This is a genomic window from Nitrosococcus halophilus Nc 4 (genome assembly GCF_000024725.1).
Lineage (GTDB): Bacteria > Pseudomonadota > Gammaproteobacteria > Nitrosococcales > Nitrosococcaceae > Nitrosococcus > Nitrosococcus halophilus.
Map to the genome: position 1 here is coordinate 3,836,684 of NC_013960.1, position 26,729 is coordinate 3,863,412.

Sequence of the window (26,729 nt, forward strand, 5' to 3'; positions counted from 1 at the left end):
CGGAGAGGTTTGGAATTAGTTATCTGCGAAAGGATCACGCAAAATTATGGTTTGCTCCCGATCTGCCCCGGTTGAGATAATATCAATGGGAACACCGCAAAGTTCTTCTATTTTTTCAAGATAAAGCCGGGCATTTTCTGGTAACTGGTCATACTCTGTTATTCCAGCCGTTGATTCTTGCCAACCTGATAATTCCATATAAACAGGTTCGCAGCGAAGGAGAGCATCACTACCCGGCGGTGCTTCAGAGCATTCCCCATTAGTACGATAAGCCACACAGAGGCGTAATCTTTCCAGACCATCCAGCACATCCAGCTTCGTTACACAAAGGCCGGTGATACCATTAATAATGGCTGCGCGCCGTAATGCGACTAAGTCTAACCAACCGCAACGCCGAGGGCGACGGGTAGTCGCACCGAACTCCTGTCCCCGCTGAGCCAGATGGGTACCAATATCATCCCCTAATTCCGTAGGAAAAGGGCCATGCCCAACCCGCGTTGTATAGGCCTTAGTAATTCCAACAATGTAGTCCAAATCACGTGGTCCTACCCCGCTTCCCGTCGATGCGCCACCGGCAGTCGTATTGGAGGATGTCACAAAGGGATAAGTGCCGTGATCAATATCCAGAAAAGCCCCCTGAGCCCCTTCAAACAGAATATTCTTCCCTTCTCGTCGGAGTTGGGCTAACAACATCGGCACATCGGCGACTAAATGGCTAAATTCCGCCTTAAACTCCAAAGCCTGCTCTAGCACCTGCTCACAGCTAACGGGTTCAGCCCGGTGGTACTCCCGCAAGATAAAATTATGATAATCCATAATTTCAGCCAGGTTGGCCGCAAAATTACTTTCATCAGATAAATCGCCTACTCTTAGGGTACGGCGTGCGACTTTATCTTCATAGGCTGGACCAATACCACGGCCAGTCGTACCAATTGCTCGCTCCCCACGAGCAACCTCTCGTGCCCGATCAAGTGCAACATGGTAGGGCAAAACAAGGGGGCAGGCAGAGCTGATCCTCAAACGTTCTCGAGCGGGTATGCCCCGCTCCTCAAGCATTCTAGTCTCCTCCATTAAAGCACTCGGAGAGACCACCACTCCATTGCCAATCATGCACAAGACGTTGTCTCGCAAGATTCCAGAAGGAACCAAATGAAGGACAGTTTTCTCACCTTTGATCACCAAGGTATGGCCCGCATTGTGTCCTCCCTGAAAACGGACGACCGCCCCCACGCGATCAGTCAGGAGATCAACTAATTTCCCTTTGCCCTCGTCGCCCCACTGGCAACCTACCACCACGACGTTTTTAGCCACGCCTTAGCTTCCTTATTTCTGTGACCTGCCATTGCCCCTTTTCTAGTACCAACTCTCGATTACAGTCCAATTCCTCAAAGCCATTAGCGGTACCAGGAAACCCATAGACAACTTGCTCCCCTTGCTGGCGCAGACGGGCCACCTCTTGTTCAAAGTCGGGATCCTCTGACCAGGGGGCATAAATCCCTTGACAGGGAGCCGAAATGCTGCCGCTAAGGGTCACTAATTCTTTTAAATCTATGCTAAAGCCAGTGGCTGGCTGGGCCCGCCCAAAGACTTCTCCAATATCATCGTAACGTCCCCCCTGGGCAACCGCCTGTCCACGGCCAGGAATATAGACGGCAAAGACAAGACCTGTATGGTAGCGGTAGCCCCGAAGTTCGCCTAAATCAAAATGGATAGGCACTTGGGGTAAATACTTATCAGCCAGCACAGCCACCTTCTTTAAGGTCGTTAATGCTTGCTCCACTCCGCTCCCTGCCAGAACCTGTTCCGCTTCAGCAAGGACCTCGTTGCCCCCATTGAGGTTCGTTAGGGCCGTAAACATACGCCGAAGTTTTGAACCCACGCCATTATTCCGCAGCATTAAGTCCATCTCATCTTGAGCCTTACGCTGCAGGGCATCAAACAAGGTATATTCTTCCTCAGGTGACAATCCTGCTTGGGACACAAGATCTCGGAATATCCCTACATGGCCAAGATCTAGATGGGCTTGTTTAATGCCTACCTTCTCTAGAGCCTCCAAAGCCAACCGTAGAACTTCTAGATCACTTTCAATGCCTCCATGACCATAGAGTTCGGCCCCCACCTGAATGGGGTTACGAGCCCCTCCCAGACCCTGGGGTAAGGTGTGCAATACACTGCCTATATAACATAGCCGAACAATGCCTTTTCGTTTAATGCGATGAGCGGCAATTCGAGCTACTTGGGGGGTAATATCAGCACGCACGCCCATTAACCGACCCGTCAGCTGATCGGTGAACTTAAAAGTCTGCAATTCCAAATCAGTTCCCACACCAGTAAGCAGGGATTCTAAATACTCAATGAGGGGAGGCACTACAAGCTTGTAACCCCAGGAATGGAAAAGATCAATCAGCACACGTCGCGCGCGCTCTAGCTGCTCCGCCTCAGCAGGCAAGAGTTCGCCTACCCCTTCAGGCAGGAGCCAACGTTCAGTTATCGGCATTGTTGTTAACTAGGCTTTGCGGAGAGAAGGCAGGTGGCGGGTGCTTCGCACCCGCACACTAACCCACCTCATTCAAGTTCTGGTTTGGCAAATTTTGAGTTGGGTTCCGACCCAAATTCCGGCTTAGGATTAAAGAAGCGGAAAAATTCCCCTTTGGGCTCCAGCAACAGGAGATTGTTTCCTCCTTCCGCGAAAACCTTGCGATACGCGCTTAGGCTGCGGTAAAGGGCATAAAACTGTGGATCCCGGCCAAAGGTCTCTGCATAAACCTTGGTTGCCATAGCATCCCCCGCACCCCGAATATTTTCGGCCTCTTTTTTGGCGTTCGCCAGGATAATGGTACGCTGCCGGTCCGCCTCCGAACGAATGCGTTCAGCGGTCTCGGCCCCCTGTGAGCGTAGCTCACTGGCCACTCGCTGCCGCTCGGCCTCCATCCGGGCGTAAACCGAATCGCTAACATCCTTGGGCAAATCGATACGCTTGATGCGCACATCCGCAATCGTAATCCCAAACTCTTTGGCCTGGTTATTCGCCCGCCTTGCCATGGTTTCCATGATAAGCGCACGCTCCCCAGAAACCACCTCCTGGATGGAACGGCGCCCAAACTCACTCCGCAGGCCGTCTTTAATAATCTGAGATAGGCGCAAGGCAGCGCGACTCTCATCTCCCGTCATGGACCGGTAGTACTGGGCCACATCGCTAATCCGCCACATGACAAAGGAATCAACGATAACGTTTTTCTTCTCAACCGTGAGATAGCGCTCAGCCTCTGCATCCAGAGTAAGAATCCGACCATCAAATTTACGCACCGAATTAAAAAACGGCACTTTGAAGTGGAGACCAGGCTCAAAATCCGCACGCTCGATTTTACCCAACCATAACAAGAGCGCTCGCTCTCGCTCATCGACCATAAAAACGCTCTGCGAGCCAATGATTAACAAGACTACCAGGAGGGCAGCCAAGATACTAAAGCTTTTACTCATTACCGCGCCCTCCGACTCCGGCTATCGTCAGCACTGCTCTGGCGTGCGCGCGCCTCCCTCTCCAAGGTTTCTTTGCCGAAAGGGGACAACTGATCCAGGGAAATCGCACGCTGCTCCTCCGATCTTCCCTCCTGGACCATACGATCAAGAGGCAGATAAAAGACATTGGTGCCTTCGGGGACATCCACCATTACCTTACGGCTGCGATCCATCACCGACTCCATGGCTTCCAGGTAAAGCCGCTCTTCAGTAATCTGCGGCGCCTCTAGGTACTCCTTCAACACCTGGGCAAAACGAGCCGTCTCACCTTCAGCATGGGCAACAACCTCGTTCTTGTAGGCTTCCGCTTCCTGGACCCTACGGAATGCGGCACCCCGTGCTTTAGGAAGAATATCGTTGGCGTACGCCTCGGCCTCATTCCTTAACCGCTGTTGGTCTTCCCGCGCTTTGATGGCATCCGCAAAGGCCGCTTGCACCTGCTCCGGCGGCTGAGCATCCTGCATGTTCACACTGGTGACAATCAATCCTGCATTATATTGGTCCAAAATCTCCTGCGCTAATTTCTCCGTCCGCAGCACTATTTCACTACGCCCCTCGGTCAAAACAAAGTCCATGGTGTTCTTACCCACGATTTCCCGAAGAGCACTTTCGACCACCTGGCGCAGATTAATATCCGCATTGCGCACATTAAAGACATAATTGGCCGCATCCTTGACCCGATATTGGACCGCAATCCGAATATCCACAATATTTTCATCTTCGGTGAGCATCAGCGCCTCGGTGGGTACCGGCGATCCCGCCCGCCCCCTACCCGTAGAGCGGTAACCGATCTCATAGCTTCGGATCTGGGAGACATCCACCAGCTCTACCTTCTCAATAGGATAGGGAATGTGCCAGTGAGGTCCTGGCTCAGTCGTGGTGACATATTGGCCAAAACGCAACACCACACCGCGCTCGGCGGGGGCAACAATATAAATGCCTGAGAGCAGCCACACCACAGCAAGGATCAATACCAACAGACCCACGCCTACAACACTGCCGCCGCGACCTAAGGGCGGACGACCACCACTTGGCGCGCCTCCACCCCTACCCCCGAACAGCCCACTAAGTTTGGCCTTCAGGTTGCGGATGACTTCATCAAGGTCTGGTGGCCCTTGTTGGTCGCCACCTTTACCCCATTGATCCCCTTCTTTATTCCAAGGATCTTTGTCTTTGTCTTTGTTCTCGTTCGGCTCATTCCAAGCCATTAATCTACCTACTCCAACTGTTGTGCGGGTATCCATTAATAAATACCTGCAGGTTATTCACAAGGAGAATATTGACAGTAACTTGACATTCATTCTACAGGGACATAACTCCAGCCGGCAAGTTCCACCACTAGCAAGCTCGAATCGCCTGCTGTGAGTTCACAACGGTTTCCTTCGCCGGGAAATACTCGGCCAACGCTTGCCGCAACAATTCAATACCCTCACCGCTAGCAGCCGACAACCACACTCGACAGATTCGACCTGAAGCGTCCCTTTCCAGTCGCGGCTGGCAATTCTCTATTTGATCAATCTTATTATAAATTTCCAGTTGAGGAACCTCCTCTGCACCAATTGTTTGAAGGACTCTGTTCACCTGGGCAATGAGCACCTGACGCTCTTCCGAAGAAGCATCGACGACATGAAGCAACAAGGCCGCATCGCGGGTCTCCTCCAGGGTAGAGCGAAAGGCTTCTACCAAATCATGGGGCAAGTTACGAATGAAACCTACAGTATCAGCCAATACCAAAGGCCGAACCATTGCCAACCGCAAACGCCGCAACGTGGGATCTAGAGTCGCAAATAGCCTGCTATCCGCCAGAACTTGGGCCGTTGTTAAGCGATTAAACAAGGTGGACTTACCGGCATTAGTATAACCCACTAGGGAAATGGTAGGCACTTGCGCCTTGTGCCGCGAACGCCGACTCTGATGGCGCTGTTTCCTTACTCGTCCTAATCGTTTGTGGAGTTGCCGAATACGATTACCAATCAAGCGGCGATCCGTTTCTAGCTGCGTTTCACCAGGCCCCCGCAGACCAATACCACCCTTTTGGCGCTCCAAGTGGCTCCAACCACGCACTAAGCGAGTAGAGAGGTGCTGGAGCTGCGCCAGCTCTACCTGTAACTTACCTTCATGGGAGCGGGCCCGTTGGGAAAAAATATCAAGAATAAGTTCTGTTCGGTCCAATACCCGGCACTGCAAAGATTGCTCCAAGTTACGCGCTTGGGCCGGGCTCAGATCATGGTTGAATACGACTAAATTTGCTTGCTCAGCATCCACCCGACCACGGATTTCATCAACCTTACCCCGGCCAATAAAATATTTAGGATGGGGAGCCTGGCGCCTCCCAGCGATGGTCCTGATGACCTCTATGCCTGTAGAGGAAACAAGCTCTCTAAACTCTGCCTGCTCCTCACGATAAGCATAAGCAGGCACATGAAAGTGAATATGGACTAAAATAGCGCTATAGCTATACTTCCCACTGCCCTTGGGATGCTCAAACAATGCAATTCCCCTGGAATTTTTCAGTCAACCTGGGATAAAATGTAGCCTTAATCGGCAGATTGCGATCCTCCGATATGATGGATATTCCCTCCTTCGTTGCTGGATAATTTAACGTTGCGTGCAGGTACGACCGTGGAAATGGCATGCTTGTATACCATCTGGCTGACAGAATTTCTCAACAAAACAACAAATTGGTCAAAAGATTCTATCTGCCCTTGTAATTTGATCCCATTAACAAGATAGATCGAAACTGGAACCCGCTCCTTACGCAAAGCATTAAGGAAGGGGTCTTGTAACGACTGCCCACGTGACATTGGCCTTTTCTCCCTCGTAATTCTTGTTTTCAATGATAGATAAGGCCAGAGAGAAGGCGTGCTAAGCGCCTATCCGGCTTCGAGATAATCACACCACAAAATGTTATTATTTCTCTTCTCAGTCACCACTTATTTATAGACCAATTACTCAGCAAATTTATAGACCAATTACTCAGCAAAGAGTTGCTTTATTTTCCAACTAGGGTCTACATTTTGCTGCGTTATCTCGATATAACGACACCTACTTAGTACCGATATCCCATTCTATGTGCAATTTTTCGTCTTCTTTATCCACTGGCCCGAATTAAAGTCTAGCACACGCTCGCGGCTAGGAGCGACAAATTCAAGGGGCCTAAGTGAGTGCCGCCTCTAGTTGCTGCCATGCCTTCTCCATGTAGTCTTTTTCATCAGGATCAACATGGATAGCATCCTCCTCCCGCCGCAACCAGGTCAGCTGCCGCTTAGCCATTTGCCGAGTCGCGGTAATAGCCTGTTCAACCATGGCAGGGAAAGAAAATCGCCCCTGTAAATAAAGCCAGGCCTGACGATACCCTACCGCGCGGATGGAAGAAAGCTCTACACTCAGATCCGGGCGTTTAAATAAGTCGTTAACTTCCTCCAAAAACCCTGCTTCAAGCATGGCATAGAAGCGCTGCTCAATACGGGTATGGAGGGAGGCCCGTTCCCTAGGCGCTAAAATCAACTTGATAACTCGATAGGGGAACTCAGCTTCTTGAGTATCAGCGATTAACTCACTCAAAGGCCTGCCCGTCAATTGGAAGACCTCCAAAGCGCGTTGGATACGCTGAGGGTCATGGCGATGGATACGTTGTGCAGCTACAGGATCTAGCTCAGCCAAGCGGCGATGCAAAGCCTCCCAACCCATCGCCATTGCCTCCCTGTCTATAGCAGCCCGAACTTCCGGATTAGCCGGAGGAAGAGGAGAGATCCCATGTCTTAAGGCATGAAAATACAACATGGTTCCCCCGACCAGGAGGGGGATGCGCCCCCGTTGATTAATCGTCTTCATTAAGGCCAAGGCATCAGCACGAAAGCGACCTGCCGAATAAGTGTCTGCCGGATCGAGAATATCAATCAAATGATGAGGATAGCGGTGCCGTAGCGTTAGGTTGGGTTTGGCAGTGCCAATATCCATACCACGATACACTTGGGCTGAATCGACGCTGATAATTTCACAAGGCAGGTGCTTGGCAAGCATCAACGCAAGCTCAGTTTTACCGGAAGCAGTCGGCCCCATGAGAAATAGTGCAGGTGGCCGGGTAAGCATAAAACTGCCAGTAAGCTAAAGTGAGAATGGATACTTAACTTGAAGACAAGGGCAAAACAGCGCAGGCCTATCGCTTCATGGAATCGAAAAACTCAGCGTTAGTCTTGGTTTCTTTTAGCCTATTAAGTAGAAACTCCATGGCCTCCGCCTCATCCATGGGGGCTAGTAGCTTATGTAAAATCCATGTCTTTTGAAGATCCTCTGGGTTAGTGAGAAGTTCCTCCCGACGCGTACCCGAGCGGTTGATATTAATGGCTGGATAGATGCGCTTTTCAGAAAGTTTTCGCTCCAGGTGAATCTCCATATTACCGGTACCCTTGAACTCTTCATAAATGACATCATCCATGCGCGAACCCGTATCGATAAGGGCGGTAGCAATAATAGTCAAACTGCCGCCCTCCTCTAGGTTACGAGCCGCGCCAAAGAAACGCTTTGGCCGCTGTAGCGCATTCGCATCAACACCACCAGTCAGGACTTTGCCCGAGGAAGGGATCACCGTATTATAAGCGCGGGCCAACCGAGTAATGGAGTCCAATAAAATCACCACATCCCGCTTGTGCTCCACTAGCCGTTTGGCTTTTTCGATGACCATCTCCGCCACCTGAACGTGACGGCTTGCAGGCTCATCGAAAGTACTGGAGACCACCTCACCCCGCACGGAACGGGCCATCTCAGTGACCTCCTCGGGCCGCTCATCAATCAGCAGGACAATGAGATAACACTCCGGATGGTTAGCAGTGATAGATTGAGCGATATTCTGGAGCATCACAGTTTTTCCCGATTTAGGGGAAGAAACAATAAGTCCCCGCTGTCCCTTGCCAATTGGCGCAATCAGATCTATGACCCGGGGGGTCAGATCCTCCGTACTCCCATTGCCTCGCTCCAAGACTAAGCGCTCATTAGCAAATAAGGGAGTCAAATTCTCGAACAATACTTTGTTCCGGGATTGCTCTGGCGGCTCAAAATTGATGTTATTAACCTTAAGCAAGGCAAAATAGCGCTCTCCTTCTTTGGGAGGTCGGATCTTGCCTTCAATGGTATCCCCGGTACGAAGACCAAAACGCCTTATTTGGCTGGGCGAGACATAGATATCATCAGGCCCGGCAAGATAGGAAGCACTCGCCGAACGGAGAAAGCCAAATCCATCCTGGAGTAATTCCAGTACCCCGCTGCCGTAGATATCCTCGCCATTCTTTGCATGAGCTTTGAGCAGTGCAAAGATAAGGTCTTGCCGGCGCAGACGAGACATACCCTCCAGCCCCATGGACTGGGCAATATCTAAGAGTTCAGAAGCACTCTTCGTCTTGAGTTCAGTCAGATTCATGAAAGTCCGTCTAGTTGTTGTGAGGCAATGTATGTTGAATGGTTAATGCAAAGATACCCTGGTTACCCGGGCACAATTCACAAACGGAGGAATTTGAAGGAGCTGGATTTTAGACGGTGATGCTTAGCTAAGTTGCGAAATTACCACCAAAAATCCCCCCCGTCTAGCCCTGATAGGAATCCAATTACAATGAAAAATTATCCAAATATTGTGCTATTATAAATTGCCCCTTCGGGCATTCTAGGTTAATCTTTAGAACTTCCATCTTCGGAGAGGTGGCCGAGCGGTTGAAGGCGCACGCCTGGAAAGTGTGTATACGCTAACCGCGTATCGAGGGTTCGAATCCCTCCCTCTCCGCCAAATTAAATTAAGGCCCCGAGGCCTAAAGTTCGGGCTTTCTTCCTGAATCTTAAGAGGATTAGATCCCACTTACCCAGCCACCGGAGCGCGGATTAAAACACTGTACCGCGGTAGATGGCTTTAACAAGAAAAGGATTGAAAAACCCTTTTTCTCCCTGCTCTCCATAATTGAGCCGACTTGCTCAGGCAGTTACTTGATTACCTTTTCCCTATAGTCTTGGATTCGCCTTAATTTATACTTACTTTTGGCTATTTTTTCACCCACACTGATGACGGTCCACCTATCCCTATCCAGCCTCATAAATTCAACTTCAGGTTCAGGATTTTTCATTACGAGAACATGGGAAATGAATGGAGGAAAGCAGTTTCTTTAAGGGTTACTTTAGGATCCAAGCGCTATCAAAGATATCAACCGAGCCTAATAATACTGGCCTCGGCTCCCCACAAGTAAATTAAACTATCGGTATGACGATCCCTGGGAGTTGAGGACCTTTCACAATCCTGAGGGCAACATGAAATGTTTCAACATCTTTAATATCGTATCATAGCAACTTAATTACACCTTTACAAGGAACGCAAAGACATGGGCTACTTCTCAGCAAGCTCACGAGATGGGATGGTTCGTCTAGTGCCCTATACAAGCGGGCACCTTGAGTAGGAAATCGGTTAATTCTTGTTTTAACACCACATTCGCGGTATAATTTTAATGTTTTTTTGGAAGTCTAGGGCCGGGAGGGTCCGAAGTCAAAGCGCGTGGAACGGTAAAGTCACGGTAACACCATTGCCAAGAGACTGCTAAAAAACGTGAATTTGTCGGACTGACAAGATTTTGAATGGACAAAATCGAAGTTAGCCCTGATGAAACTCCAAAAATCTTGACACAAAATCGTAGTGATCCACAATGGTGGCTCGCGCCGGTCCCCTCGCAACGATATGTTGTGAACCCCGTCAGGCCTGGAAGGGAGCAGCGGTAACAACGGATTCGTGTGCCGGGGTGTGGCTGGTACGAGCTGCCGCCATTGCTAGACCCAGCCCTTTCTATCCTCTAATCCGCGGGGACATCACTTAAGTTCGTTTTTAGTCGGCTCACGCCGGCAGCCCTCCTCAATCCAGGAGAACAAACTCTCTATTTCTTCCAATACGCTATCCTGGTTGAAGTTTTCTCAAATTAATGCAAATGAGTCGACGGCAGGATATAAAATATGATACATGGATATACCGCCGCCGCTGAACAGAAAGCGGGTTATTGAATCCCATGAGCTATCAAGTCCTCGCACGAAAATGGCGACCTCGTAACTTCACCCAATTGGTGGGCCAAGAGCATGTGGTCCGGGCTTTAATCAATGGCCTGGATAATGACCGCTTGCATCATGCCTTTCTATTTACGGGGACTCGGGGTGTAGGCAAAACGACTCTGGCCCGCATTCTTGCCAAATCCCTTAATTGCGAGGAGGGAGTAGGATCGACACCCTGCGGCAATTGCCAGAACTGTCAGGCAATTGATGCCGGGAGTTTTGTGGATCTCATCGAAGTAGATGCCGCATCTCGCACGGGAGTAGATGATACCCGCGAATTATTAGAAAACGTTCACTATGCGCCAAGCCGCGGTCGCTATAAAGTTTATCTTATCGATGAAGTCCACATGTTCTCCACATCAAGTTTCAACGCCTTGCTCAAAACTTTGGAAGAACCGCCGCCTCACATCAAGTTTCTGCTAGCCACCACAGATCCCAAAAAATTACCTGTGACGGTGCTTTCCCGCTGTCTCCAGTTTAACCTGCGGCGTATCACCCCCCAAGTCATTGCTAGCCACTTGGATAAGATCCTCAGTGAAGAACAAATTCCCTCAGAGTTTCAAGCATTGACTTTGATCGCCCGGACTGCTGAAGGCAGCATGCGTGACGCCCTCAGCCTTCTAGATCAGGCCATCAGCTATGGCGGGGGGCAAGTAACGACAACCGACGTACGCACCATGCTAGGCAACATTGAACAGCGAGACTTACTAGTACTGCTCGACGCCCTTCTAGCGGGCAATGGACAAGAATTAATTGGAAAAGTACGGGAAATCTGCGACAACTCAGTCGATATCCCCTCGATACTGGCAGATTTGCTGCATTTATTACAACGGCTTGCCCTCTACCAATTCGCCCCAGACACGGTTGACGATATCGATGAGCGCGAGGCGTTTCATGGCCTTGCTGCACGGATGACGCCTGAGGATGTTCAGTTATTTTACCAAATTGGACTTATTGGCAGCCGCGACCTTGCCTATGCACCTGATCCGCGTGGGGCGTTTGAAATGATACTATTACGGATGTTGTGTTTTCATCCAGTCAGTGGCGCTTCCTCCCACCAGCCCTCCGCTGATACTGTTCCCAAAGCAGAAAAAACAAGAGCGGTTCCGTCCGTTCCACCTACGGTATCACAGCCCAACACTCCTCCCCTTTCAAACAGCGATCATTGGCCAAAACTAGTCACCCAGCTACAATTAACTGCTGTTGCCCGGCAACTGGCAGAAAATTGTGCCCTAGAACGGTGCGAAAAAGATACCGTATATTTGCAGCTAGCACCGAATATGGCCAACCTTCACAACAAACGCGCGGAGGAACGTCTACGGCAAGCTCTAGAAGAGCATTATGGCAAGTCGATTCAATTAATTATTCGGATTGCAGATTCAACAACCGACATTGATACAGCGGCAGCCAGACGTGAAAAGGAACATGCAGCATGGCAACAAGCTGCAGTAGAGTCTATTGAAAAAGATGCCAACATTAAAGCACTTCGTGAAACCTTTAATGCCCGGCTGCCCCTAGACAGTGTCCGTCCCCTCACGAAGCCCGAACAGGAATAATCCCCTGTTCCCAAAACCCGAGACAAACCACACCGAGGAGTTAAGATAATGAAAGGTGGACTTGGCAATTTAATGAAACAAGCTCAGCAACTCCAGTCAAATATGGAAAAAGCCCAGGAGGAGTTGGCCAACATGGAAGTCACCGGCCAAGCAGGAGGCGGCATGGTAAGCATCGTTATGACTGGACGCTATGACTGCCGACGCATTACCATCAACAACGAACTATGGCAAGAAGATAAAGAAATGGTAGAAGACCTGGTCGCCGCAGCAATTAACGATGCGGTCCGTCAGATAGAAACCCAGTCAAAGGAAAAAATGGCAAGCATGACTTCCGGCATGCTTCCTCCCGGCTTTAAGATGCCATTTTAAGTTAACCCAACATTACCCTAAAAGTAACCGCCTACCCCTCGTGAATTTATTTGGTCCTTCACTAGGGCGCCTCGTTGAAGCCCTGCGCTGCCTCCCCGGCGTTGGCCCCAAATCTGCACAACGCATGGCCTTTCACTTGCTGGAATCTGACCGGGAAGGGGGCCAACGCCTAGCCCAGGCATTGCTGGAAGCCCTTGGCAAAATTACTCACTGCCAGGCATGCCGTATCTTAAGCGAAACTGATCTGTGTCCCCTCTGCGCTGATCCCCAACGGGATCATAGCCAACTCTGCGTCGTAGAGATGCCCAGCGATGTTCAAGCCATCGAACAGGCCACGGCCTATCCCGGTGTGTACTTTGTCTTAATGGGCCATCTCTCACCCCTGGACGGCATTGGTCCCGAGGCCTTAGGGATGGACTTATTAGCAAAACGCTTAGACACAGATCAGATTCGCGAACTTATCCTAGCGACTAATCTCACCGTCGAAGGTGAAGCAACAGCCCATTACCTCAGTGAATTGGCACGAAGCCGCGGTATCACCGTAAGTCGCATCGCCCATGGGGTTCCTCTAGGCGGCGAACTTGAATTTGTTGATAGAGGCACCCTATCCCATGCTTTCCAAGGCCGACACCATTTATAACAGGTTTAAGCTACTTCAAGTTCTGTACTACCCACCCGATAATAGTCTTAAACATCGTTGTGAAATACTAAATTGATAGGCTATTGTGGACGGATTTGGATCGTTGCAAAGTAAATTATGCTTGACCCGCAAACTACCATTGACCGACTTAAGGCTTACCCTGGTGTCCTCTTGCGGCAGCCAATCTATAATCAACATCTAGAGTTTTATGCCTATGAATTAAGCTATTACCCTCAAGCCCAAGGGTGCTCCGAGGAAAATCACCGTGATTTAATCACCGCCTTAGCGGGGCGAGGACTTCAAACCATGGTGGGTCGGCACCAAACCTTTGTAGACTTGAAACCCGCGGGGATGGAAAAACAAACCCTGATCCAATTTCCCAAAAACCAATTAGTGCTTGAAACCCCCTCTCGTGCGCCCTTTGACGAAGCCAATTTACTGACTCTGGAAGGGCTTAGTAAACAAGGCTACCGGCTAGCCCTTTTGGATTACTTGCCCCCCCAGACCCATCCCTTAGCCCAGGTTGCCCAGTTTATTGTTTTAGACTTCAAGTTATTAGATACGGACAAGCTGGAACATCAAGTCAGCCTGCTCCAACAACAGCGGAGCAAATTAGTCGCTAAGAATGTTAATAAGCCCCTTGAATTCGAGCTATGTAAATCACTAGGGTTTGATCTTATTCAAGGAAGTTTCAGCACTCATCTCAACAGCTATTCCCAACAACGGGTTTCCCCCTCACGCCAACTGACCCTACGCCTATTAGTAAAGTTACAGAATCCAGAAGCCATGGTGGATGAGTTAGATGCGCTCATACGCCAGGATGCCACCTTAAGTTATAAGTTGCTCCGTTTGGTTAATTCAGCCTTTTTTGGCCTTCGGCGCCAACTTGCAAGTTCCCGGGAAGCCATCATTACTCTGGGGATACAGCGAATTAAAACATGGGCCAGCCTGTTAGCCCTCACTGGACTTGACGATAGACCGAACGAAATTCGCACCACCGCCTTTATCCGTGCCCGCATGTGTGAATTGCTGGGAAGAAGCCTTGCGAAAACCCCCAACGAAATTTTTTTTTCAGTCGGATTATTTTCTGCCCTAGACGTGTTGCTTAATACCCCTTTAAACCAATTGCTTAAATCCCTTCCCCTTGCCGACGAAGCAAAGGCAGCCATTTTGGAGCACGAAGGATTGGCGGGCCAAATTCTGAATACGGTTCTCGCCTACGAAGAGGGTGACTGGGACCAGCTTCGCTATGGACCGTTGCCTCTAAGCACAGTGAAAGAATCCTATCTCGAGGCCCTGGCTTGGGCAACAGAAATTGAAGAGGAGCTAAAACGCTTTTAACAGATCTGATGATAAAATCTAGGGTGAGGAGTAAGATAAGATATTCGAGTTAATCCTCCCATGGGCGAGCTTTATTGCATAGATTCCAACAGGCCAACTAGCGCCTTTCCCGATCCTAGATTAGCGCTGACCGAACCTAACGGACTGCTGGCTGTGGGCGGCGACCTGTCACCTGAGCGGCTTATCGCTGCCTACAGAGCGGGTATCTTTCCCTGGTACAACCAGGGGCAACCCATACTCTGGTGGTCACCGGATCCACGCCTGGTCCTCTTTCCCAAACAACTGCATATTTCTCGAAGTTTGCGCAAACGACTGCGCAAAGGAACTTATCGGGTTACTCTAGATAAAGATTTTCCAGGGGTCATTCAAGCTTGCGCTGGCCCTCGCCGAGATACCGAGGGAACCTGGATCACTGCCGAGATGAAAAATGCCTATCTCCGCCTCCACCGAATAGGGATAGCTCACTCCGCAGAGGTTTGGGAAGAAGATGAGCTAATCGGAGGACTCTATGGGTTAAGCATAGGTCGTATCTTTTTTGGCGAATCCATGTTTAGCCAGCGCCCAGATGCCTCTAAAGTGGCCCTAGTCTATCTCTGCCGTCAACTCCAACGGTGGGGGTTTCCCCTCCTCGATTGCCAGATCCAATCTGAGCACCTACAGCGCCTGGGGGCCCAGACCCTCTCCCGGAACGAATTTCTTCACTGGCTGCAACAGTTCTGCAATAGCCCCCCGATTAAAGGACCATGGCACTTCGACCCCGACTTTAAGATAAGTACCTATGAATAAAATATGAGGTGTTTTAGGAGCGAGCCGGTAGTGTTCCACAAACCCGTTTTTCCTCCCTGAAAAAAGGGTTTGATGCGCGCCCTCCCTGGCGCGCCCCCTGAGGGCATCCTCCGGATGTCCCGATTCGCTCCTGGCGAATCGGTGTGGGAACTTCCCTGTCCCCTGGCTCCACACTACCGGCTCGCTCCAGGAATACTTCAAAACTTTCACTGAGATACTTATAGCGATGGCCTCCCACTCAAACCTGGATTTTTACCTCTCCCCTCCCCATCCTTGCGGCTACCTACCCGGCCAAACGGCGACCAACCTCTTTGCTAATCCCAAAGTCGCCATGGATATAACACGCTATAGCGCCCTAGCCCGTCTTGGCTTTCGTCGCAGTGGCCGCCTCGTGTATCGACCCCACTGCCCCCGTTGTTCTGCTTGCCTAGCTGTACGGATTCCCGTAGATCAATTCCAACCCAATCGTAGTCAGCAACGCGCTTGGAAAATCAACCAGGATTTAAGTGCTATTTGCTGCCCGGTGGAATTTCGTGCAGAGCATTTTGATCTTTTTTATCGCTACCTTAAGGGCCGCCATGCCAAAGGTGGCATGGACAACTCAACGCCTGAAGATTATCTCAGTTTTATCGCGAGCGGCTGGAGCGAAACCTCCTTAATCGAGTTTCGTGATGCTAAAAATAACAAACTACTTGCTGTTGCAGTGACAGATACCCTCACCGATGGGATTTCAGCCGTCTATAGTTTCTTCGACCCTACCCTCAAAAGACGCAGTTTGGGTGTTTATATTATCCTCTGGGAAATCAATGAGGCCAAAAGGCTCAACTTACCTTATGTCTACCTTGGCTACTGGATTAAAGCTTGCCAAAAAATGCAATATAAATCGGCTTTTCGCCCTTTAGAGGTTTATCAAAGCAAAAAGTGGAGCATTTTTGAAGAAACATGATAAAATTTAGCTATCTATTACCATCAACCCCAAGGAGGTCATTGGAAACTGCATGGCAAAAGAAGAGAGCATCGAAATGGAAGGAACAGTGGTTGATACCCTGCCCAATACCATGTTCCGAGTAGAACTGGAAAACGGCCACATCATTACCGCCCATATCTCTGGCAAAATGCGCAAACACTATATTCGTATTCTTACCGGGGATAGAGTCACTGTCCAACTCACTCCCTATGACCTTAGCAAGGGTCGAATCGTTTATCGTTCCCGCTGACGTCACTCTCCCCGCTTTCCCCCTCACCTCTCCTATAAACTTAAATAATGCCTTAGGCGATTATCTCATAACCTAAGTGGCCAGAGCCGACCAGGATTATCGCAACTTCACGACCCTTCAATTGGGTTGCCGCTTTTCCTAGGGCTAGTAGGTTCGCCGCATCTGCCATAGACTGACTCCCCCTAAGAATAAAAATGCCACTAAGGTCCATCCTGGTATGGTCAACCCCAAAAAACTCCATTGGACTTCAGCACATTCACCAGAGCCCCGAAACACCAATTCCAAAGCTTCGGCTAAGGGAAAATTATCTAAAATAAAACTTAGACCAGGACCACAGCTAGGGACCTGATCGGGGGGAAGGTTCTGTAACCAAACGTGGCGCCCAGACAGACCTACCCCCACTAAAGCAATAACCAACCCTAGCCAGGCATAGACCTTCAATCCCCAACCTTTAGGGTTATGGACCGCCGCCACTAAAAACACTCCCCCAATAGCAAGTACCACCATGCGGGATAAGATACAAAGAGGACAAGGCTCCAAACCCTCAACAAACTGGAAATAACCTGCTATCGCCAGCATTAAGGCACAGAGCAAAAAGCCGGAAAAAAATGTCCACCGAACGGAAAGCCCCATAAAACCCACTCCTTAAATTTCTCATCCTAATAAAAGTATCTATAAGTGAAAGCCCCTTCGTGCGCCCAGTACACACGACTTGTCGGCCTGTCGGGGTAGTTGAGCAACGCAAAACCGACCATAATTCTTCTCAAAATTTTTGCCAAGATACTTATCCCTCTTATAACACTTTACTCCCCCTCGACTTTTGAGCCAAACTACAATGTATTTAGAGAAATAGGAAGACTGAAAATAGGAAAATTGAGATGAATACACAGGATAGAGAAGATAAACTGTCCCGTGCTTACCATAAAATGGTAAGCCGTGTGCGTTCTATGTTGGGCGAAGAAGAAAAGGCGAAACCCGAAGTCCCAAAGGGCATTGAGGCCGCCAAGCAAAAAGCGGTTGAATTAGGTGAATTGAGTCAGGAAGAAGCCGATCAGCTAGGCGATTACCTACGACGGGATCTAGAAGACGCGGCGAGATATTTGACCGATACTAGCAAAGCCCTCAGCGATTGGCTCATGCTCGATCTTGAGCTTATCGAAGAACAACTGCTAGATGCTTTTTCCCAAGTCGCTGATAAAACCCGGTTTGAACTGGCCCTCTGGGCAGAGCAAGCCCGCCATGCCCAGGATTACCACACGGGCGAGATCGTGGGTATCGGGACCTTTGCCTGCTTAAGCTGCGGTGAACGCCTCCATTTTCACAAAGCAGGCCGTCTCCCCCCCTGCCCCAAATGCCACCATACCCTCTTCAAGCGCCTAAAACGAACCAAGGAGAGCCAATAATTTACTCCATCAGGACTGACTCAAAAGACCCGAAGTCGTCATACCCGCAAAGGTGGGTATCCAGTTTTTTCAGGCAATGATTAGATTTTCACCTATGGGGGTATGGCAAACTGTGTAAGTCCTGCCCATGTTGAGTTACAGAGCCAAAAAGGGGCGCCGCAGCGCCCCCTCAAACAGTAGGAATAATTTGCTTACCAGAAGAAATAACCGCCAACACCCACGACATTAGCTTCCTGTTCCTGGCCATCATGCCACTCATTTTCCACGCGGGAGTATTCGGCCACCAGCTTCAGGTTGGCATTAACGTCGTGATAGACACCCACCACATAGGAACGCTGTTCCTCAATTCGCGCCCCGCTGGCGCCCACACAGGGACCGTTACCAGTACGGCAGTTGCTGTCGTTGGAAGTCTCATCCGCTTCAGAGCGGCCATAGCTTGCCGCCACCTTGGTGCGATCCATAATGGTATAGCCTCCTTGCACCAACCACCCCTTGTTGTCACGCTTCTCCCCAGTTGCATCTAAAGAGTCCGCATCCAGGAGGAAGGAAGTGCCTAGACCTTCGCCATCGTAGTAGGAACCGGTGAGTTCAAAGCCCATAAACTGAACTTGGGTACCCGCAGTCCAGCCCCAGACATCAATGTCATTACCCGTACCCTGGAGTTCAGAATTTTGATACATTCCAGAGCCCCAGATCTGATAGCTGCCATTATTGAAGGTGCCGGCATAGCTGATCTCGCCCTCGCCACGGGGAGTGTCAGTCTCGGTGACACAGTTCACACCGCTGGCGACAGGAACTACATCACCCGTCGCAGGATTAACAGCGAACCCCTCACCGCAGATTTGGGAAGGGTCCACCCCTGCCAGGGAGACCTTGAAGCCCATCATATCGGGGCTGGTCCAGCGAATCTGGGAGTTGAAGTTCGGGTAGAGATAGCCATAACCAATCCGTCCCAGGGTAAACCCACCCCCGTGGACGTCGCCAGTGGCCCCCACACCAAACAGAGTTTGATCAGTCAGGATATTCTTGCCCATGAACAGGGATAAGGTCCGCCCCAAGAGGACCTGGCCAAAGGTCCCATCCACAGTAAAGAAGGCTTCCCGAAATTCAATATTGGAGCCTAAATCATCGGTGGAATCATTTCTTACTTTGCCGATACCCTGATGACCGAACCCCAATTCAGTACCGAGATCACTGTTCTTAGTATTGGCATTATTGGTTTGGCCGGCAAAACTGACTCGGGCTCCCATATCCAAGCCATTCCAGGTGGGGGCCTTCACATTAAAGCTAAACAGGGCCGGCATCAGCCCGGTACGGAAACGGCTGGAGTCTTCCTCCAGGGCGTTCATATTACCGCCAATTACACCATTAGGCCGAGCTTCTGGATCAGTCCACACATAGAACTGGTTGATATTACCGTCAAAGCTGACTTCCCAACCGTTCTCCCCGCCCACTACGACAACGGCCCCCGCGGGCAGCGAAAGCCCCATGGCGGCGGCGGCAGCCACGGCAAGCTTGGTTTTCTTAAAGTTTTTCATAAATACCCCCTTCTCAGTAGAAGCTGATTATCACCATTACTCTAAACCCTGCGGTCTGAGGTGCTTGTGGCATTCTAGCCACTTTAAAAGTGATTGCAAGGCTTTTTTACAACAATATTATTGAACCCTAGCCATCATTATTGCCCTTACCTATCGACAGGGCCATCTTGATCTTTAAATTTTCTTTATCTCAATAGCTTGTTTCAATAGTCAAAGAATCTTCTTTAAGTTTTATACCATAGAGAACTTTTAATCAATATTCAATTGTGTCTAATTTTATTTGATTATTTTTCAATAGGTTGTGAATTACCCTGGAACAATAGCTTTTCCTTTATGGCATACCCTCTTAGCATTTTTACTGTATTATTTTTACAACAATCTTGCCTCCACCATTGGAGAAGAAGGAAGGGCATGCTAAATTTGAGGCAGGAGGGCCTTGCCACTCACCCTCTCTAAACAAGGCCTCGAAGCTTATGCTGAGGCACTCAAATTGACTTGCCAACAAGGTACGATGTGATGACATCCCAAGCCCGGATACGCTTCTTAAGTCCTGAAGAATACTTAGCAGGCGAGCTACGAAACCACGTCCGCCACGAGTACATTGCTGGACGAGTCTTTGCCATGGTAGGAGCAAGCCAAAGACACAGCCTTATCGCCGGGAACATCCATTTTGCCCTTCGCAGCCACCTGCGGGGAGATCCTTGCAGGGCTTTCATCTCGGATATGAAGGTCCGTATTGGGAGCGCGGATTCGTTCTATTATCCCGATGTGGTGGTCAGTTGCGCCCCTGACGATAGGGAACCCTACATACGCATATTTAACGCAGCCCTGCCTCATCGCCGAAGTCCTGTCCCCAGCGACAGAGGCCACCGACCGGCGGGAGAAACTGCTGGCCTACCAGCAATTGCCTAGTCTTAAGGAATATTTATTGGTTTCCCAAGAGCAACCAAAGGTGGAACTCTATCGGCGCCGCGATGAAGAGGAATGGTGGCTAGAGACCTATGAGGCGGGTGAAACCATACTATTGAAATCTTTGAACATGGCATTGCCCTTGGCAGTGGTCTATGAAGACCTGTGAAATCACCGCCGGGCGCGGAAAAAGGCGGATAGAATCGCTCCACAGGGTTCTGCCAGAATACCCCCTTGGCATTGGACCTGATGGTTGAGACGGTCGCCGGGAAGAATGCTCAATACGCTCCCTGCTGCCCCCCCTTTAGGATCAAAGGCCCCAAAAACCACCCGTTGAATTCTAGCCTGGATGATGGCGCCAGCACACATGGCGCAGGGCTCCAAAGTGACATAGAGGGTGGTGCCCACTAAACGGTAGTTGCCAAGCTGCTGACTAGCCGCGCGAATGGCCTGGATCTCAGCATGGGCGGTAGGATCCTTGGCGGTAATAGGGCAATTCCAACCCTCGGCAACCATTTCCCCTTCCTGCACCAACACCGCCCCCACCGGGACTTCTCCCCTTTCTTCAGCATGCCGCGCAAGAACCAAGGCATGGTGCATCCATTCTATGTCCCCGTTCATGGGAAGGAGTATTTCAGAAGAAACTTGCTGGCATATTGGCGTTGACTCCGTCGTAGACATCCTGATTCGCTTTCTTCTTGGTACTCATCACAACACACTCTCCTTATTTTATCCTTAAGATGACTTGAATTCGTGTGTCCGGAATAGTCTAGTCACTTCACCGTCAACACCGACGCCGCTAGAGCGGTCTTACTCGACTCTGGTGTGCGTTTAACGTCTGGCTTGAGCGTGTCCCGACGGTACTGATTTAAATTGATCGCGGCATTGGGATCGCGGTCTATGGTCAATCCGCAATCACACGCCAACGCTCTATCTGCCAGCGTGATGTCATGAATTTGGCCGCAACCTGAGCACATCTTGCTGGAGGGAAAAACCTATGATTGGCTGGAATAACCTCACCGTCCGAGGTCACGGCCAGTGATTGAATACCCAAATCAACGCCCACAGAAGGCGCTCTGTTTTGGCTATAGTCTTTGTAGTGCTCAGTGTCTACCAAAATAGAGGCGAAGTATTTGCCCGCTCGCTTGCTGATAGTCACTTGCTTAGGCGTTCCCTCAAAGCGCAACCGCTGGCGCATTGGGATAAGAGTGCTCAGCTTTTCGATTCTCAGCTTGCGGCCCCTGACCTCAAATTTAGTCCGCTCACGTAGGGCAAAACTATCATTCACGTCCTTTTTCTTGAAACTAGGAAAACCGGGCCTCTCTCCCTTCTTCACCCGACTAAAAAAGTGCTTGAAGGCATGCTCTAGGTCATCAATGGCGTTGCGCGTCACTCGGCTTGAGATTTCCTCATACCACGGGTGTTCGGGCCGGATAACCTGGATATAGTGCTGATAGGCAGACGATTGGCTCCATTTATTTTCGCTCCAGCAATTTATTATAGCAATGGCGCTTAGACCCGCACGCCTTATCTAAGTACGTGGCCTGGCTCACGGTGGGCCTTAACTCAATCTTGTGCGCTAGGAGCATCTTGGTAAGATAATGTCCGTCAAAAATAATCAGTTTATACGCCTATCATAAACCAAAATGAAGCGCACAAGCATTTGTAATCCTGAAGAACTCATAAACTGGCTCAAAGCCATATCGCAAGGGTGGACGCTTACAGCAATGGTTAGGGAAGCGTTCATCTTTTTCCTTGAGCACCATGAGAAAAAAATTAAATTTTGGCAGGTTTTCATAAATTACAGCTAACTGTTACCCACCCATGGAGAAATGATCGCCCATGCACTGTCCCTTGTGCCGCCACGAGTGCACCGTTTTCTATCACCAGGACCCGCGTCGGCCCTACCGTCAATGCAACCGTTGCCGGTTGGTGTTCGTGCCGCCCACCTACCGCTTGTCGCCGACAGCCGAGAAGGCACAGTACGATTTGCATGACAACGACCCAGGCGACCCGGCATATCGCCGATTTCTGTCGCGGCTGTTCAAATCCGTGTGTGCGAGGGTAGCCCCGCCGGCACGGGGACTGGATTTCGGCAGCGGACCAGGGCCAACCCTGTCGTTGATGTTTACCGAGGCGGGTTATGGTATGGCGATCTACGACCCCTTCTACGCTCCGGACCCTGCGGCGTTGCGGCAAACTTACGACTTCGTCACCGCCAGTGAGGTGGCCGAGCATCTGTATGCGCCGGGCGAAGTGTTCACGCAGCTATTGCAACACTCAAAATTTGGCCCGATCTGGTTTTTGATGATAAGCTTATGCGGGTTTTTTGACCAGAAATGAATGACTAGGAATGGCGCCCGCCGTTCCGGACCCCGGCGTCTTCGTCGGTAAATACGGTCTCACGCTTCCCGGCCATGCGGTTGCCCGGCCGGTCGAATAAGGGCACGTCTTTCCCGCTACGCGACTCCGGTCGTTTCGCCTGTGGACAGGAGTGCAGGCTTAAAGCCTAGCTCCCATCCAATGATCGGCGTGATCGACCGGCCACGCAGCCAGACGTTCGGTGCGCCAACCGGGTGCCACAATAACGGATGCACGCGGACCGGCCCGATACCACCACCCTTGACGATACATGGCAGGCATTGCTGGAAAGCCCGACGGTGGGCCTTGCGGTGTGTGATCTGCAGTGCGTCATTCAACATGCCAATCCCACCTTCGCCATGCTCAAAAATCCTTGAGTGAATCGACTACGATGCGGACGCAATCCGAGGTGCATGCCGACTAATCGACCCCTACGCCGCCACGTGATTCTGCATCAAAACGTACATACGGTACTGCGCCTAATTGGATGGAGGACGCATACGCATCCGTCCGTGCAAAGCGCTTCTAACGAACTGCATTGACCCACTATTATTCGACTCGATAAGTTTCCAGATCTGATCCACGACACCGTCAATGTCGTTCAACTCGGATGCAGCGGCCATCGCCAGATCATAGGCCTCCACCACGTCGGTGCCGGTCACTTCATAGCCCCAGCCCTCACTCAAGCCATCGCAGTTCCCAAGGCGAACGCCGGTTGTGTATCGAGATGATCCCGTGCGGCACGGGTGAGTGTCTTCGGATCGCAGAGACTCTTGTGCGCCAGCTCCAGGGCAAGATCGTACAACTTGATACCAATTTCATGTAATTTTGCATTCTATAGATTCAGTCTAAACAACCACTTGAAGCCTCAATAAATTGCATTCTTTAACTAAATTGGTATGAGATCCTTCGCCGTTGCAAACCATTTGCCCTCTTCGCCTGCGGTGGTGGCGATGAGATCGGTGAGGATCGCCATCTTGTCCTTCATCGGGTAGCGCTTCGCCACGGCGCGAAACCGCGCCAGATATGACGTGCCAGTCGCGGCGCACAGACCGTAGCGCCGATAGGCCTCCTCATGCAGCCCGGAGGAGATCAGGATCTCTTCGCATGCCCGATCGATGGCGCCGTCCGGTTGATTCAAGCCGCGCGAGGCCTCGGCGTACTGGACGGCCTCCGCCTTTTTGCCCATGGCGAGCAGCGCCTGCACGCCATAGCGGCGGTAGTGCCAGAACAGGTAACTCGGCAATTCCAACAGATCAAGCACCTCCTGGTGGCGACCGGCGGCCATCAGACAGGAGAGGCAGGCGGTGGAACCCTTGAAATAGGCCCCTGATCGTGGATCGGACCAACACGCCCGGAGCGTCGGGCACAGCATGTCGGCCCAACGGTTCGTGCGATCGGTGGACACACAGATTTCACCCCAGCGATCGGCAACGGGAGCGAGATAATCGACGCCGTCCTCCTCGATGGCCTTCCACAACCTGTCCATCCACTGGTTGCGTACTGCATCTTCTGCGGGTGCTACGATGATGATTGGAATCAGCACATCCAGCGCATTCGCCACCGCCGACCCGAGCGCACCGCTGGAACTGTCCACATGCTCCAGCGCTGGCCATAGCCGCTCCATCAGCCGCACCGCGCCCTCGACGCTCTGTACCGCATCCGCCTTCTTGGAAACCTTCTTGATCTCGGAAACCGCCTCGCGGATGCGCTGACAGGCGAGTCTCGATCCGCGCCAACCGAAGGCGCGGGCACGGAAGCGGTTTGGGAATTGCCATTTACGTGTTGCCGGCATAATGACCACGCCAGGGCCCTGGCGCCTTCCACGAGCCTTGGAAACGCTCCCCGGCAGCAAGCGCCTTCGTGACTGGGCCGAGGAAAACGGCGACAGCTTCGACGATTTCAGCGAAGCTGCTTGGTACGTTCTGCAACCGGCTCCTGCGAATGAACCCCCGCCATTGGTCTTGCCGGCCGGCGTCGTTGCCGAAGTCGCCGGTCAAGGCGACAGGCTCGGCTGGGATCGTTGTGTCCCGGGTGACGAAGGTCTCGGTCAGGGCCTGGGCCATTGTCCGGCCATCGAAGTCGAACCGCCGGGACAGCAGCCAGATGTCGAAGAAGTCCTTCACACGGCTGTTGACCACGCCCAACTTGACCATCGCCTCGAACTTCTCGGCGACGGCACTCTCGCGGCTGTAGCCCCTCAGACGAGGGGCGGGAAGGTCCAGGATCGTGGGATAGTCCGCCGCTTCGGGTTTCGGCACAACGACATCACCGAAGCCGATGTCCAGTTGCATGGTGATGCGGGCCGTTCCCAGCGTTCCCCGAAACCGCACGCGAACGCCGGCGTAGTCCGCGTCCTCGACGATGCGCTCCCCCTCGACCCCGGCCACATCGAAAGCCAGCCCGTCGGTCTCGACGTCTTGGCGGCAGATATCTCTCATGACCGCAACGATAGCCTCGACGTCGTTGTCGGTGATCCCGAGTAGGTCGATATCCAGGGTGGGACGCATGACCGGCGCCTGCCAGACGGTAAACATCAATGCCCCCTTGAGGACGAACTTGTCCGCATGATCCGACTTCGACAGCCGATAAAGAAAGCGCTCCATGGCAAAGTACTGGAGCACTTCGTTGAATGGACGATCCGTCTCACGCGCCTCGTTGAGCAGGCGCTGGCGAATCGAGGTGGCAAGATTGGGGCCGCGATGCTGGGTCACAGCAGTGCCTCCAGGTAGGGCCGGATCACCTTTTCCACCCGGCAGATGCGCGCATAGGCCATGAGCATGTCGATCCGGGTGCGCCCGCAGCGCACGTAGCGTCTCAGCGCTTCGATGGCGGTGTCCAGCCCGATCTTGTTGCGGTACTTGAAGCTGTCGGCCAGGGTCTTTTCCGCCCCATAGATGCGCACGGGCACGCCATCCACCTCGTGGGTCTCCACGCCCTCGGTGAAGGCCTTGCCGCCAACCCAGAAGACCCGCAGCGGCGGATGCTCCAGGCGCGGGGGCTCGGCGCCGCGCGGCAGCGCCAGGTAAACCTCGTGGGGGATCTGGGTGGTGAGCTCGTGATAGTCCAGCGCCGAGATCAGACAGATAACGCCGCCCGGCACCTTCAGGGCGACCGCCACCAGGTCAGGATTGCCCAGGGGCGGCAGATCGGCGAGCCGGTACAGACCGCGGCTGAGGCGCTCGAGCAGCCCTGCATCCCGCATCGCGTACAGCGTCCTGGGATGGATGCCGAGGCGCAGGGCGTCGCGGGTGCACAGCACGCCACCGTGGCAGCTGAACAGGTGTATCGCCGCGTCGATGGAACCCTTGTTGGCGGTTGTTTCCTGGGTCATCTTGGATATAGATACCAGCAACTATTAACAGTTGCTGGTAATTTTATCCGAAAACAGAAAAGCAAAACAAGTGAGGAAATGAGACCGTCGGGAGTAAATCCGCCGGAGGATCTCGCTGCCGCTAGTCGGTACTTGTTGCGTGCTTACCCATAATTTTGAAAGAAAATAATATGACGAAAAGCGAGGGGCGGGCCGGACCAGGTTTACTCCCACAGGATGGGAAATACTCCGTAAACGCCCAGTATTGGCGCGGACCTTCCGGTCATCATGATACCAATTTCACGTAACTTTGCATTGTATAGGCTTAGTATAAACAACCAGTTATAACCTTAATAAATTGCAGCCTTTTGCTAAATTGGTATGAGTATCGACACCATAAAAAATAATGTTGTCCGCCAACAGTGGGCATCTTGCGCGCCCTGTATGATCCGCCGCGCATTCCCCGTTTATATGCGTAAATCAACAGTATTTGCAGACTTTTGAATATGAGTGGGGAAGCCGCTTGGTCACTCGGAAATCGACTGTGAAGTTGGGGAATCCGCTAGCCTTCATAGCTTGCCGCCATGGAAACCTGGAGCCCATACGGGAAGCGCCCAAGGGTGTAAATCGTTGGTGCCTCCTACTGCGCCGCAGTTGGTATGCGGAGCCACCAAAGCATCGCGGCGTATTGTCACGTACGGTACAT

Annotated in this window: 31 protein-coding genes, 1 tRNA gene and 1 other RNA gene; 14 read left to right on the forward strand and 19 right to left on the reverse strand. The window is 51.5% G+C overall.

The window, feature by feature from the left end:
- Positions 1 to 15 precede the first annotated feature (15 nt).
- From NHAL_RS18070 to rho, 8 genes are all read right to left on the reverse strand, one after another.
- Positions 16 to 1,311, reverse strand: a complete 1,296-nt coding sequence (locus NHAL_RS18070) for an adenylosuccinate synthase (RefSeq protein ID WP_013034592.1) — start codon at positions 1,309 to 1,311, stop codon at positions 16 to 18.
- Positions 1,304 to 2,497 carry an ATP phosphoribosyltransferase regulatory subunit gene (locus tag NHAL_RS18075; protein ID WP_013034593.1) on the reverse strand — a complete coding sequence of 398 codons (1,194 nt, stop codon included), beginning with the start codon at positions 2,495 to 2,497 and terminating at the stop codon, positions 1,304 to 1,306. The genes NHAL_RS18070 and NHAL_RS18075 overlap by 8 nt, the downstream gene beginning before the upstream one ends.
- Before the next feature lie 68 nt (positions 2,498 to 2,565).
- A complete protein-coding gene (gene hflC / locus NHAL_RS18080) occupies positions 2,566 to 3,480 on the reverse strand; it encodes a protease modulator HflC (RefSeq protein WP_013034594.1) in 915 nt (304 codons plus the stop codon).
- Positions 3,480 to 4,727 (reverse strand): FtsH protease activity modulator HflK, encoded by a 1,248-nt coding sequence (hflK, locus tag NHAL_RS18085; protein ID WP_013034595.1) that lies wholly within the window; start codon positions 4,725 to 4,727, stop codon positions 3,480 to 3,482. Before hflK ends, hflC begins: the two co-directional genes overlap by 1 nt.
- Before the next feature lie 130 nt (positions 4,728 to 4,857).
- Positions 4,858 to 6,009 (reverse strand): ribosome rescue GTPase HflX, encoded by a 1,152-nt coding sequence (gene hflX, locus NHAL_RS18090; RefSeq protein WP_013034596.1) that lies wholly within the window; start codon positions 6,007 to 6,009, stop codon positions 4,858 to 4,860.
- A gap of 47 nt (positions 6,010 to 6,056) precedes the next feature.
- Positions 6,057 to 6,323: an RNA chaperone Hfq gene (gene hfq / locus NHAL_RS18095; RefSeq protein WP_013034597.1), complete on the reverse strand. Its 267-nt coding sequence runs from the start codon at positions 6,321 to 6,323 to the stop codon at positions 6,057 to 6,059.
- Between the two features lie 352 nt (positions 6,324 to 6,675).
- On the reverse strand, positions 6,676 to 7,611 hold the full coding sequence (gene miaA, locus NHAL_RS18100; RefSeq protein ID WP_013034598.1) for a tRNA (adenosine(37)-N6)-dimethylallyltransferase MiaA: 936 nt from the start codon (positions 7,609 to 7,611) through the stop codon (positions 6,676 to 6,678).
- A gap of 67 nt (positions 7,612 to 7,678) precedes the next feature.
- Entirely contained in the window at positions 7,679 to 8,935 is a 1,257-nt protein-coding gene (rho, locus tag NHAL_RS18105; RefSeq protein ID WP_013034599.1) for a transcription termination factor Rho, read from the reverse strand.
- A gap of 269 nt (positions 8,936 to 9,204) precedes the next feature.
- Here rho and NHAL_RS18110 point away from each other — a divergent pair.
- The 9 genes from NHAL_RS18110 to infA all read left to right on the forward strand — a co-directional run bounded on the left by NHAL_RS18110 (position 9,205) and on the right by infA (position 16,499).
- Positions 9,205 to 9,295 (forward strand) — tRNA-Ser (locus NHAL_RS18110).
- A gap of 912 nt (positions 9,296 to 10,207) precedes the next feature.
- Positions 10,208 to 10,304, forward strand: an RNA gene (ffs, locus tag NHAL_RS20740) — signal recognition particle sRNA small type.
- A 246-nt stretch (positions 10,305 to 10,550) separates the two neighbouring features.
- Complete coding sequence (gene dnaX / locus NHAL_RS18115) at positions 10,551 to 12,146, forward strand: DNA polymerase III subunit gamma/tau (RefSeq protein WP_013034600.1); 1,596 nt, start codon at positions 10,551 to 10,553, stop codon at positions 12,144 to 12,146.
- A 48-nt stretch (positions 12,147 to 12,194) separates the two neighbouring features.
- Positions 12,195 to 12,515: a YbaB/EbfC family nucleoid-associated protein gene (locus NHAL_RS18120; RefSeq protein ID WP_013034601.1), complete on the forward strand. Its 321-nt coding sequence runs from the start codon at positions 12,195 to 12,197 to the stop codon at positions 12,513 to 12,515.
- A gap of 40 nt (positions 12,516 to 12,555) precedes the next feature.
- The gene (gene recR, locus NHAL_RS18125; RefSeq protein WP_013034602.1) at positions 12,556 to 13,155 is read left to right on the forward strand and encodes a recombination mediator RecR; all 600 of its coding nucleotides are present in this window, start codon (positions 12,556 to 12,558) and stop codon (positions 13,153 to 13,155) included.
- Positions 13,156 to 13,272: 117 nt separating this feature from the next.
- Complete coding sequence (locus NHAL_RS18130) at positions 13,273 to 14,496, forward strand: EAL and HDOD domain-containing protein (RefSeq protein WP_013034603.1); 1,224 nt, start codon at positions 13,273 to 13,275, stop codon at positions 14,494 to 14,496.
- 60 nt (positions 14,497 to 14,556) lie between these two features.
- Complete coding sequence (aat, locus tag NHAL_RS18135; protein ID WP_013034604.1) at positions 14,557 to 15,282, forward strand: leucyl/phenylalanyl-tRNA--protein transferase; 726 nt, start codon at positions 14,557 to 14,559, stop codon at positions 15,280 to 15,282.
- Positions 15,283 to 15,508: 226 nt separating this feature from the next.
- Entirely contained in the window at positions 15,509 to 16,228 is a 720-nt protein-coding gene (locus tag NHAL_RS18140) for an arginyltransferase (protein ID WP_013034605.1), read from the forward strand.
- Positions 16,229 to 16,280: 52 nt separating this feature from the next.
- A complete protein-coding gene (infA, locus tag NHAL_RS18145) occupies positions 16,281 to 16,499 on the forward strand; it encodes a translation initiation factor IF-1 (RefSeq protein WP_013034606.1) in 219 nt (72 codons plus the stop codon).
- A 144-nt stretch (positions 16,500 to 16,643) separates the two neighbouring features.
- Here the strand turns inward: infA and NHAL_RS18150 are convergent, their stop codons facing one another.
- Positions 16,644 to 17,132 carry a disulfide bond formation protein B gene (locus NHAL_RS18150; protein WP_013034608.1) on the reverse strand — a complete coding sequence of 163 codons (489 nt, stop codon included), beginning with the start codon at positions 17,130 to 17,132 and terminating at the stop codon, positions 16,644 to 16,646.
- Positions 17,133 to 17,377: 245 nt separating this feature from the next.
- On the opposite strand from NHAL_RS18150, the gene NHAL_RS18155 reads away from it, so the two are divergent.
- Complete coding sequence (locus tag NHAL_RS18155) at positions 17,378 to 17,902, forward strand: zinc ribbon-containing protein (protein ID WP_013034609.1); 525 nt, start codon at positions 17,378 to 17,380, stop codon at positions 17,900 to 17,902.
- Positions 17,903 to 18,093: 191 nt separating this feature from the next.
- Here the strand turns inward: NHAL_RS18155 and NHAL_RS18160 are convergent, their stop codons facing one another.
- The gene (locus tag NHAL_RS18160) at positions 18,094 to 19,440 is read right to left on the reverse strand and encodes a porin (RefSeq protein ID WP_013034610.1); all 1,347 of its coding nucleotides are present in this window, start codon (positions 19,438 to 19,440) and stop codon (positions 18,094 to 18,096) included.
- 516 nt (positions 19,441 to 19,956) lie between these two features.
- On the opposite strand from NHAL_RS18160, the gene NHAL_RS18165 reads away from it, so the two are divergent.
- Positions 19,957 to 20,352 (forward strand): Uma2 family endonuclease, encoded by a 396-nt coding sequence (locus NHAL_RS18165; RefSeq protein ID WP_338040050.1) that lies wholly within the window; start codon positions 19,957 to 19,959, stop codon positions 20,350 to 20,352.
- Positions 20,288 to 20,518 (forward strand): Uma2 family endonuclease, encoded by a 231-nt coding sequence (locus NHAL_RS22360; protein ID WP_338040077.1) that lies wholly within the window; start codon positions 20,288 to 20,290, stop codon positions 20,516 to 20,518. Before NHAL_RS18165 ends, NHAL_RS22360 begins: the two co-directional genes overlap by 65 nt.
- A 2-nt stretch (positions 20,519 to 20,520) precedes the next feature.
- Here NHAL_RS22360 and tadA read toward each other — a convergent pair whose 3' ends face one another.
- From tadA to NHAL_RS21680, 5 genes are all read right to left on the reverse strand, one after another.
- The gene (gene tadA / locus NHAL_RS18170; protein ID WP_041355191.1) at positions 20,521 to 20,970 is read right to left on the reverse strand and encodes a tRNA adenosine(34) deaminase TadA; all 450 of its coding nucleotides are present in this window, start codon (positions 20,968 to 20,970) and stop codon (positions 20,521 to 20,523) included.
- A gap of 152 nt (positions 20,971 to 21,122) precedes the next feature.
- Positions 21,123 to 21,326 (reverse strand): zinc ribbon domain-containing protein, encoded by a 204-nt coding sequence (locus NHAL_RS22130; protein ID WP_238985391.1) that lies wholly within the window; start codon positions 21,324 to 21,326, stop codon positions 21,123 to 21,125.
- A complete protein-coding gene (locus NHAL_RS22135; RefSeq protein ID WP_238985392.1) occupies positions 21,254 to 21,742 on the reverse strand; it encodes an RNA-guided endonuclease InsQ/TnpB family protein in 489 nt (162 codons plus the stop codon). Before NHAL_RS22135 ends, NHAL_RS22130 begins: the two co-directional genes overlap by 73 nt.
- A gap of 82 nt (positions 21,743 to 21,824) precedes the next feature.
- Complete coding sequence (locus NHAL_RS22140) at positions 21,825 to 21,938, reverse strand: helix-turn-helix domain-containing protein (protein ID WP_238985393.1); 114 nt, start codon at positions 21,936 to 21,938, stop codon at positions 21,825 to 21,827.
- 205 nt (positions 21,939 to 22,143) lie between these two features.
- Entirely contained in the window at positions 22,144 to 22,344 is a 201-nt protein-coding gene (locus tag NHAL_RS21680; RefSeq protein ID WP_203434338.1) for a hypothetical protein, read from the reverse strand.
- On the opposite strand from NHAL_RS21680, the gene NHAL_RS18180 reads away from it, so the two are divergent.
- Together NHAL_RS18180 and NHAL_RS21330 are read left to right on the forward strand one after the other, a co-directional pair.
- Complete coding sequence (locus NHAL_RS18180; protein ID WP_203434339.1) at positions 22,339 to 22,692, forward strand: methyltransferase domain-containing protein; 354 nt, start codon at positions 22,339 to 22,341, stop codon at positions 22,690 to 22,692. The two genes, NHAL_RS21680 and NHAL_RS18180, sit on opposite strands and share 6 nt — an antisense overlap.
- Before the next feature lie 248 nt (positions 22,693 to 22,940).
- Complete coding sequence (locus NHAL_RS21330) at positions 22,941 to 23,087, forward strand: hypothetical protein (RefSeq protein ID WP_013034613.1); 147 nt, start codon at positions 22,941 to 22,943, stop codon at positions 23,085 to 23,087.
- 102 nt (positions 23,088 to 23,189) lie between these two features.
- Here the strand turns inward: NHAL_RS21330 and NHAL_RS20850 are convergent, their stop codons facing one another.
- The 4 genes from NHAL_RS20850 to NHAL_RS18195 all read right to left on the reverse strand — a co-directional run bounded on the left by NHAL_RS20850 (position 23,190) and on the right by NHAL_RS18195 (position 26,044).
- Positions 23,190 to 23,396: a hypothetical protein gene (locus NHAL_RS20850; RefSeq protein ID WP_049780690.1), complete on the reverse strand. Its 207-nt coding sequence runs from the start codon at positions 23,394 to 23,396 to the stop codon at positions 23,190 to 23,192.
- Positions 23,397 to 23,599: 203 nt separating this feature from the next.
- A complete protein-coding gene (locus NHAL_RS18185; protein ID WP_049780691.1) occupies positions 23,600 to 24,505 on the reverse strand; it encodes a hypothetical protein in 906 nt (301 codons plus the stop codon).
- Complete coding sequence (locus tag NHAL_RS18190) at positions 24,489 to 25,424, reverse strand: nucleotidyl transferase AbiEii/AbiGii toxin family protein (RefSeq protein ID WP_013034614.1); 936 nt, start codon at positions 25,422 to 25,424, stop codon at positions 24,489 to 24,491. Before NHAL_RS18190 ends, NHAL_RS18185 begins: the two co-directional genes overlap by 17 nt.
- Entirely contained in the window at positions 25,421 to 26,044 is a 624-nt protein-coding gene (locus NHAL_RS18195; protein ID WP_013034615.1) for a type IV toxin-antitoxin system AbiEi family antitoxin domain-containing protein, read from the reverse strand. The genes NHAL_RS18190 and NHAL_RS18195 overlap by 4 nt, the downstream gene beginning before the upstream one ends.
- Between the last annotated feature and the right edge of the window lie 685 nt (positions 26,045 to 26,729).

What these genes read in the sequence shown, in the direction of transcription:
- dnaX (WP_013034600.1), top strand. Translation starts at nt 10,551, where the DNA reads ATGAGCTATCAAGTCCTCGCACGAAAATGGCGACCTCGTAACTTCACC.
- miaA (WP_013034598.1), bottom strand. Translation starts at nt 7,611, where the DNA reads ATGCTTACCCGGCCACCTGCACTATTTCTCATGGGGCCGACTGCTTCC.
- infA (WP_013034606.1), top strand. Translation starts at nt 16,281, where the DNA reads ATGGCAAAAGAAGAGAGCATCGAAATGGAAGGAACAGTGGTTGATACC.
- rho (WP_013034599.1), bottom strand. Translation starts at nt 8,935, where the DNA reads ATGAATCTGACTGAACTCAAGACGAAGAGTGCTTCTGAACTCTTAGAT.
- NHAL_RS18165 (WP_338040050.1), top strand. Translation starts at nt 19,957, where the DNA reads ATGACATCCCAAGCCCGGATACGCTTCTTAAGTCCTGAAGAATACTTA.
- NHAL_RS18120 (WP_013034601.1), top strand. Translation starts at nt 12,195, where the DNA reads ATGAAAGGTGGACTTGGCAATTTAATGAAACAAGCTCAGCAACTCCAG.
- NHAL_RS18130 (WP_013034603.1), top strand. Translation starts at nt 13,273, where the DNA reads ATGCTTGACCCGCAAACTACCATTGACCGACTTAAGGCTTACCCTGGT.
- tadA (WP_041355191.1), bottom strand. Translation starts at nt 20,970, where the DNA reads ATGAACGGGGACATAGAATGGATGCACCATGCCTTGGTTCTTGCGCGG.
- hflC (WP_013034594.1), bottom strand. Translation starts at nt 3,480, where the DNA reads ATGAGTAAAAGCTTTAGTATCTTGGCTGCCCTCCTGGTAGTCTTGTTA.
- hflK (WP_013034595.1), bottom strand. Translation starts at nt 4,727, where the DNA reads ATGGCTTGGAATGAGCCGAACGAGAACAAAGACAAAGACAAAGATCCT.
- NHAL_RS18185 (WP_049780691.1), bottom strand. Translation starts at nt 24,505, where the DNA reads ATGCCGGCAACACGTAAATGGCAATTCCCAAACCGCTTCCGTGCCCGC.
- aat (WP_013034604.1), top strand. Translation starts at nt 14,557, where the DNA reads ATGGGCGAGCTTTATTGCATAGATTCCAACAGGCCAACTAGCGCCTTT.
- NHAL_RS21680 (WP_203434338.1), bottom strand. Translation starts at nt 22,344, where the DNA reads ATGCAAATCGTACTGTGCCTTCTCGGCTGTCGGCGACAAGCGGTAGGT.
- NHAL_RS18160 (WP_013034610.1), bottom strand. Translation starts at nt 19,440, where the DNA reads ATGAAAAACTTTAAGAAAACCAAGCTTGCCGTGGCTGCCGCCGCCGCC.
- hfq (WP_013034597.1), bottom strand. Translation starts at nt 6,323, where the DNA reads ATGTCACGTGGGCAGTCGTTACAAGACCCCTTCCTTAATGCTTTGCGT.
- NHAL_RS22140 (WP_238985393.1), bottom strand. Translation starts at nt 21,938, where the DNA reads ATGCTCCTAGCGCACAAGATTGAGTTAAGGCCCACCGTGAGCCAGGCC.
- NHAL_RS18155 (WP_013034609.1), top strand. Translation starts at nt 17,378, where the DNA reads ATGAATACACAGGATAGAGAAGATAAACTGTCCCGTGCTTACCATAAA.
- NHAL_RS18140 (WP_013034605.1), top strand. Translation starts at nt 15,509, where the DNA reads ATGGCCTCCCACTCAAACCTGGATTTTTACCTCTCCCCTCCCCATCCT.
- NHAL_RS22130 (WP_238985391.1), bottom strand. Translation starts at nt 21,326, where the DNA reads ATGTGCTCAGGTTGCGGCCAAATTCATGACATCACGCTGGCAGATAGA.
- NHAL_RS21330 (WP_013034613.1), top strand. Translation starts at nt 22,941, where the DNA reads ATGCACGCGGACCGGCCCGATACCACCACCCTTGACGATACATGGCAG.
- NHAL_RS18150 (WP_013034608.1), bottom strand. Translation starts at nt 17,132, where the DNA reads ATGGGGCTTTCCGTTCGGTGGACATTTTTTTCCGGCTTTTTGCTCTGT.
- NHAL_RS18195 (WP_013034615.1), bottom strand. Translation starts at nt 26,044, where the DNA reads ATGACCCAGGAAACAACCGCCAACAAGGGTTCCATCGACGCGGCGATA.
- NHAL_RS18075 (WP_013034593.1), bottom strand. Translation starts at nt 2,497, where the DNA reads ATGCCGATAACTGAACGTTGGCTCCTGCCTGAAGGGGTAGGCGAACTC.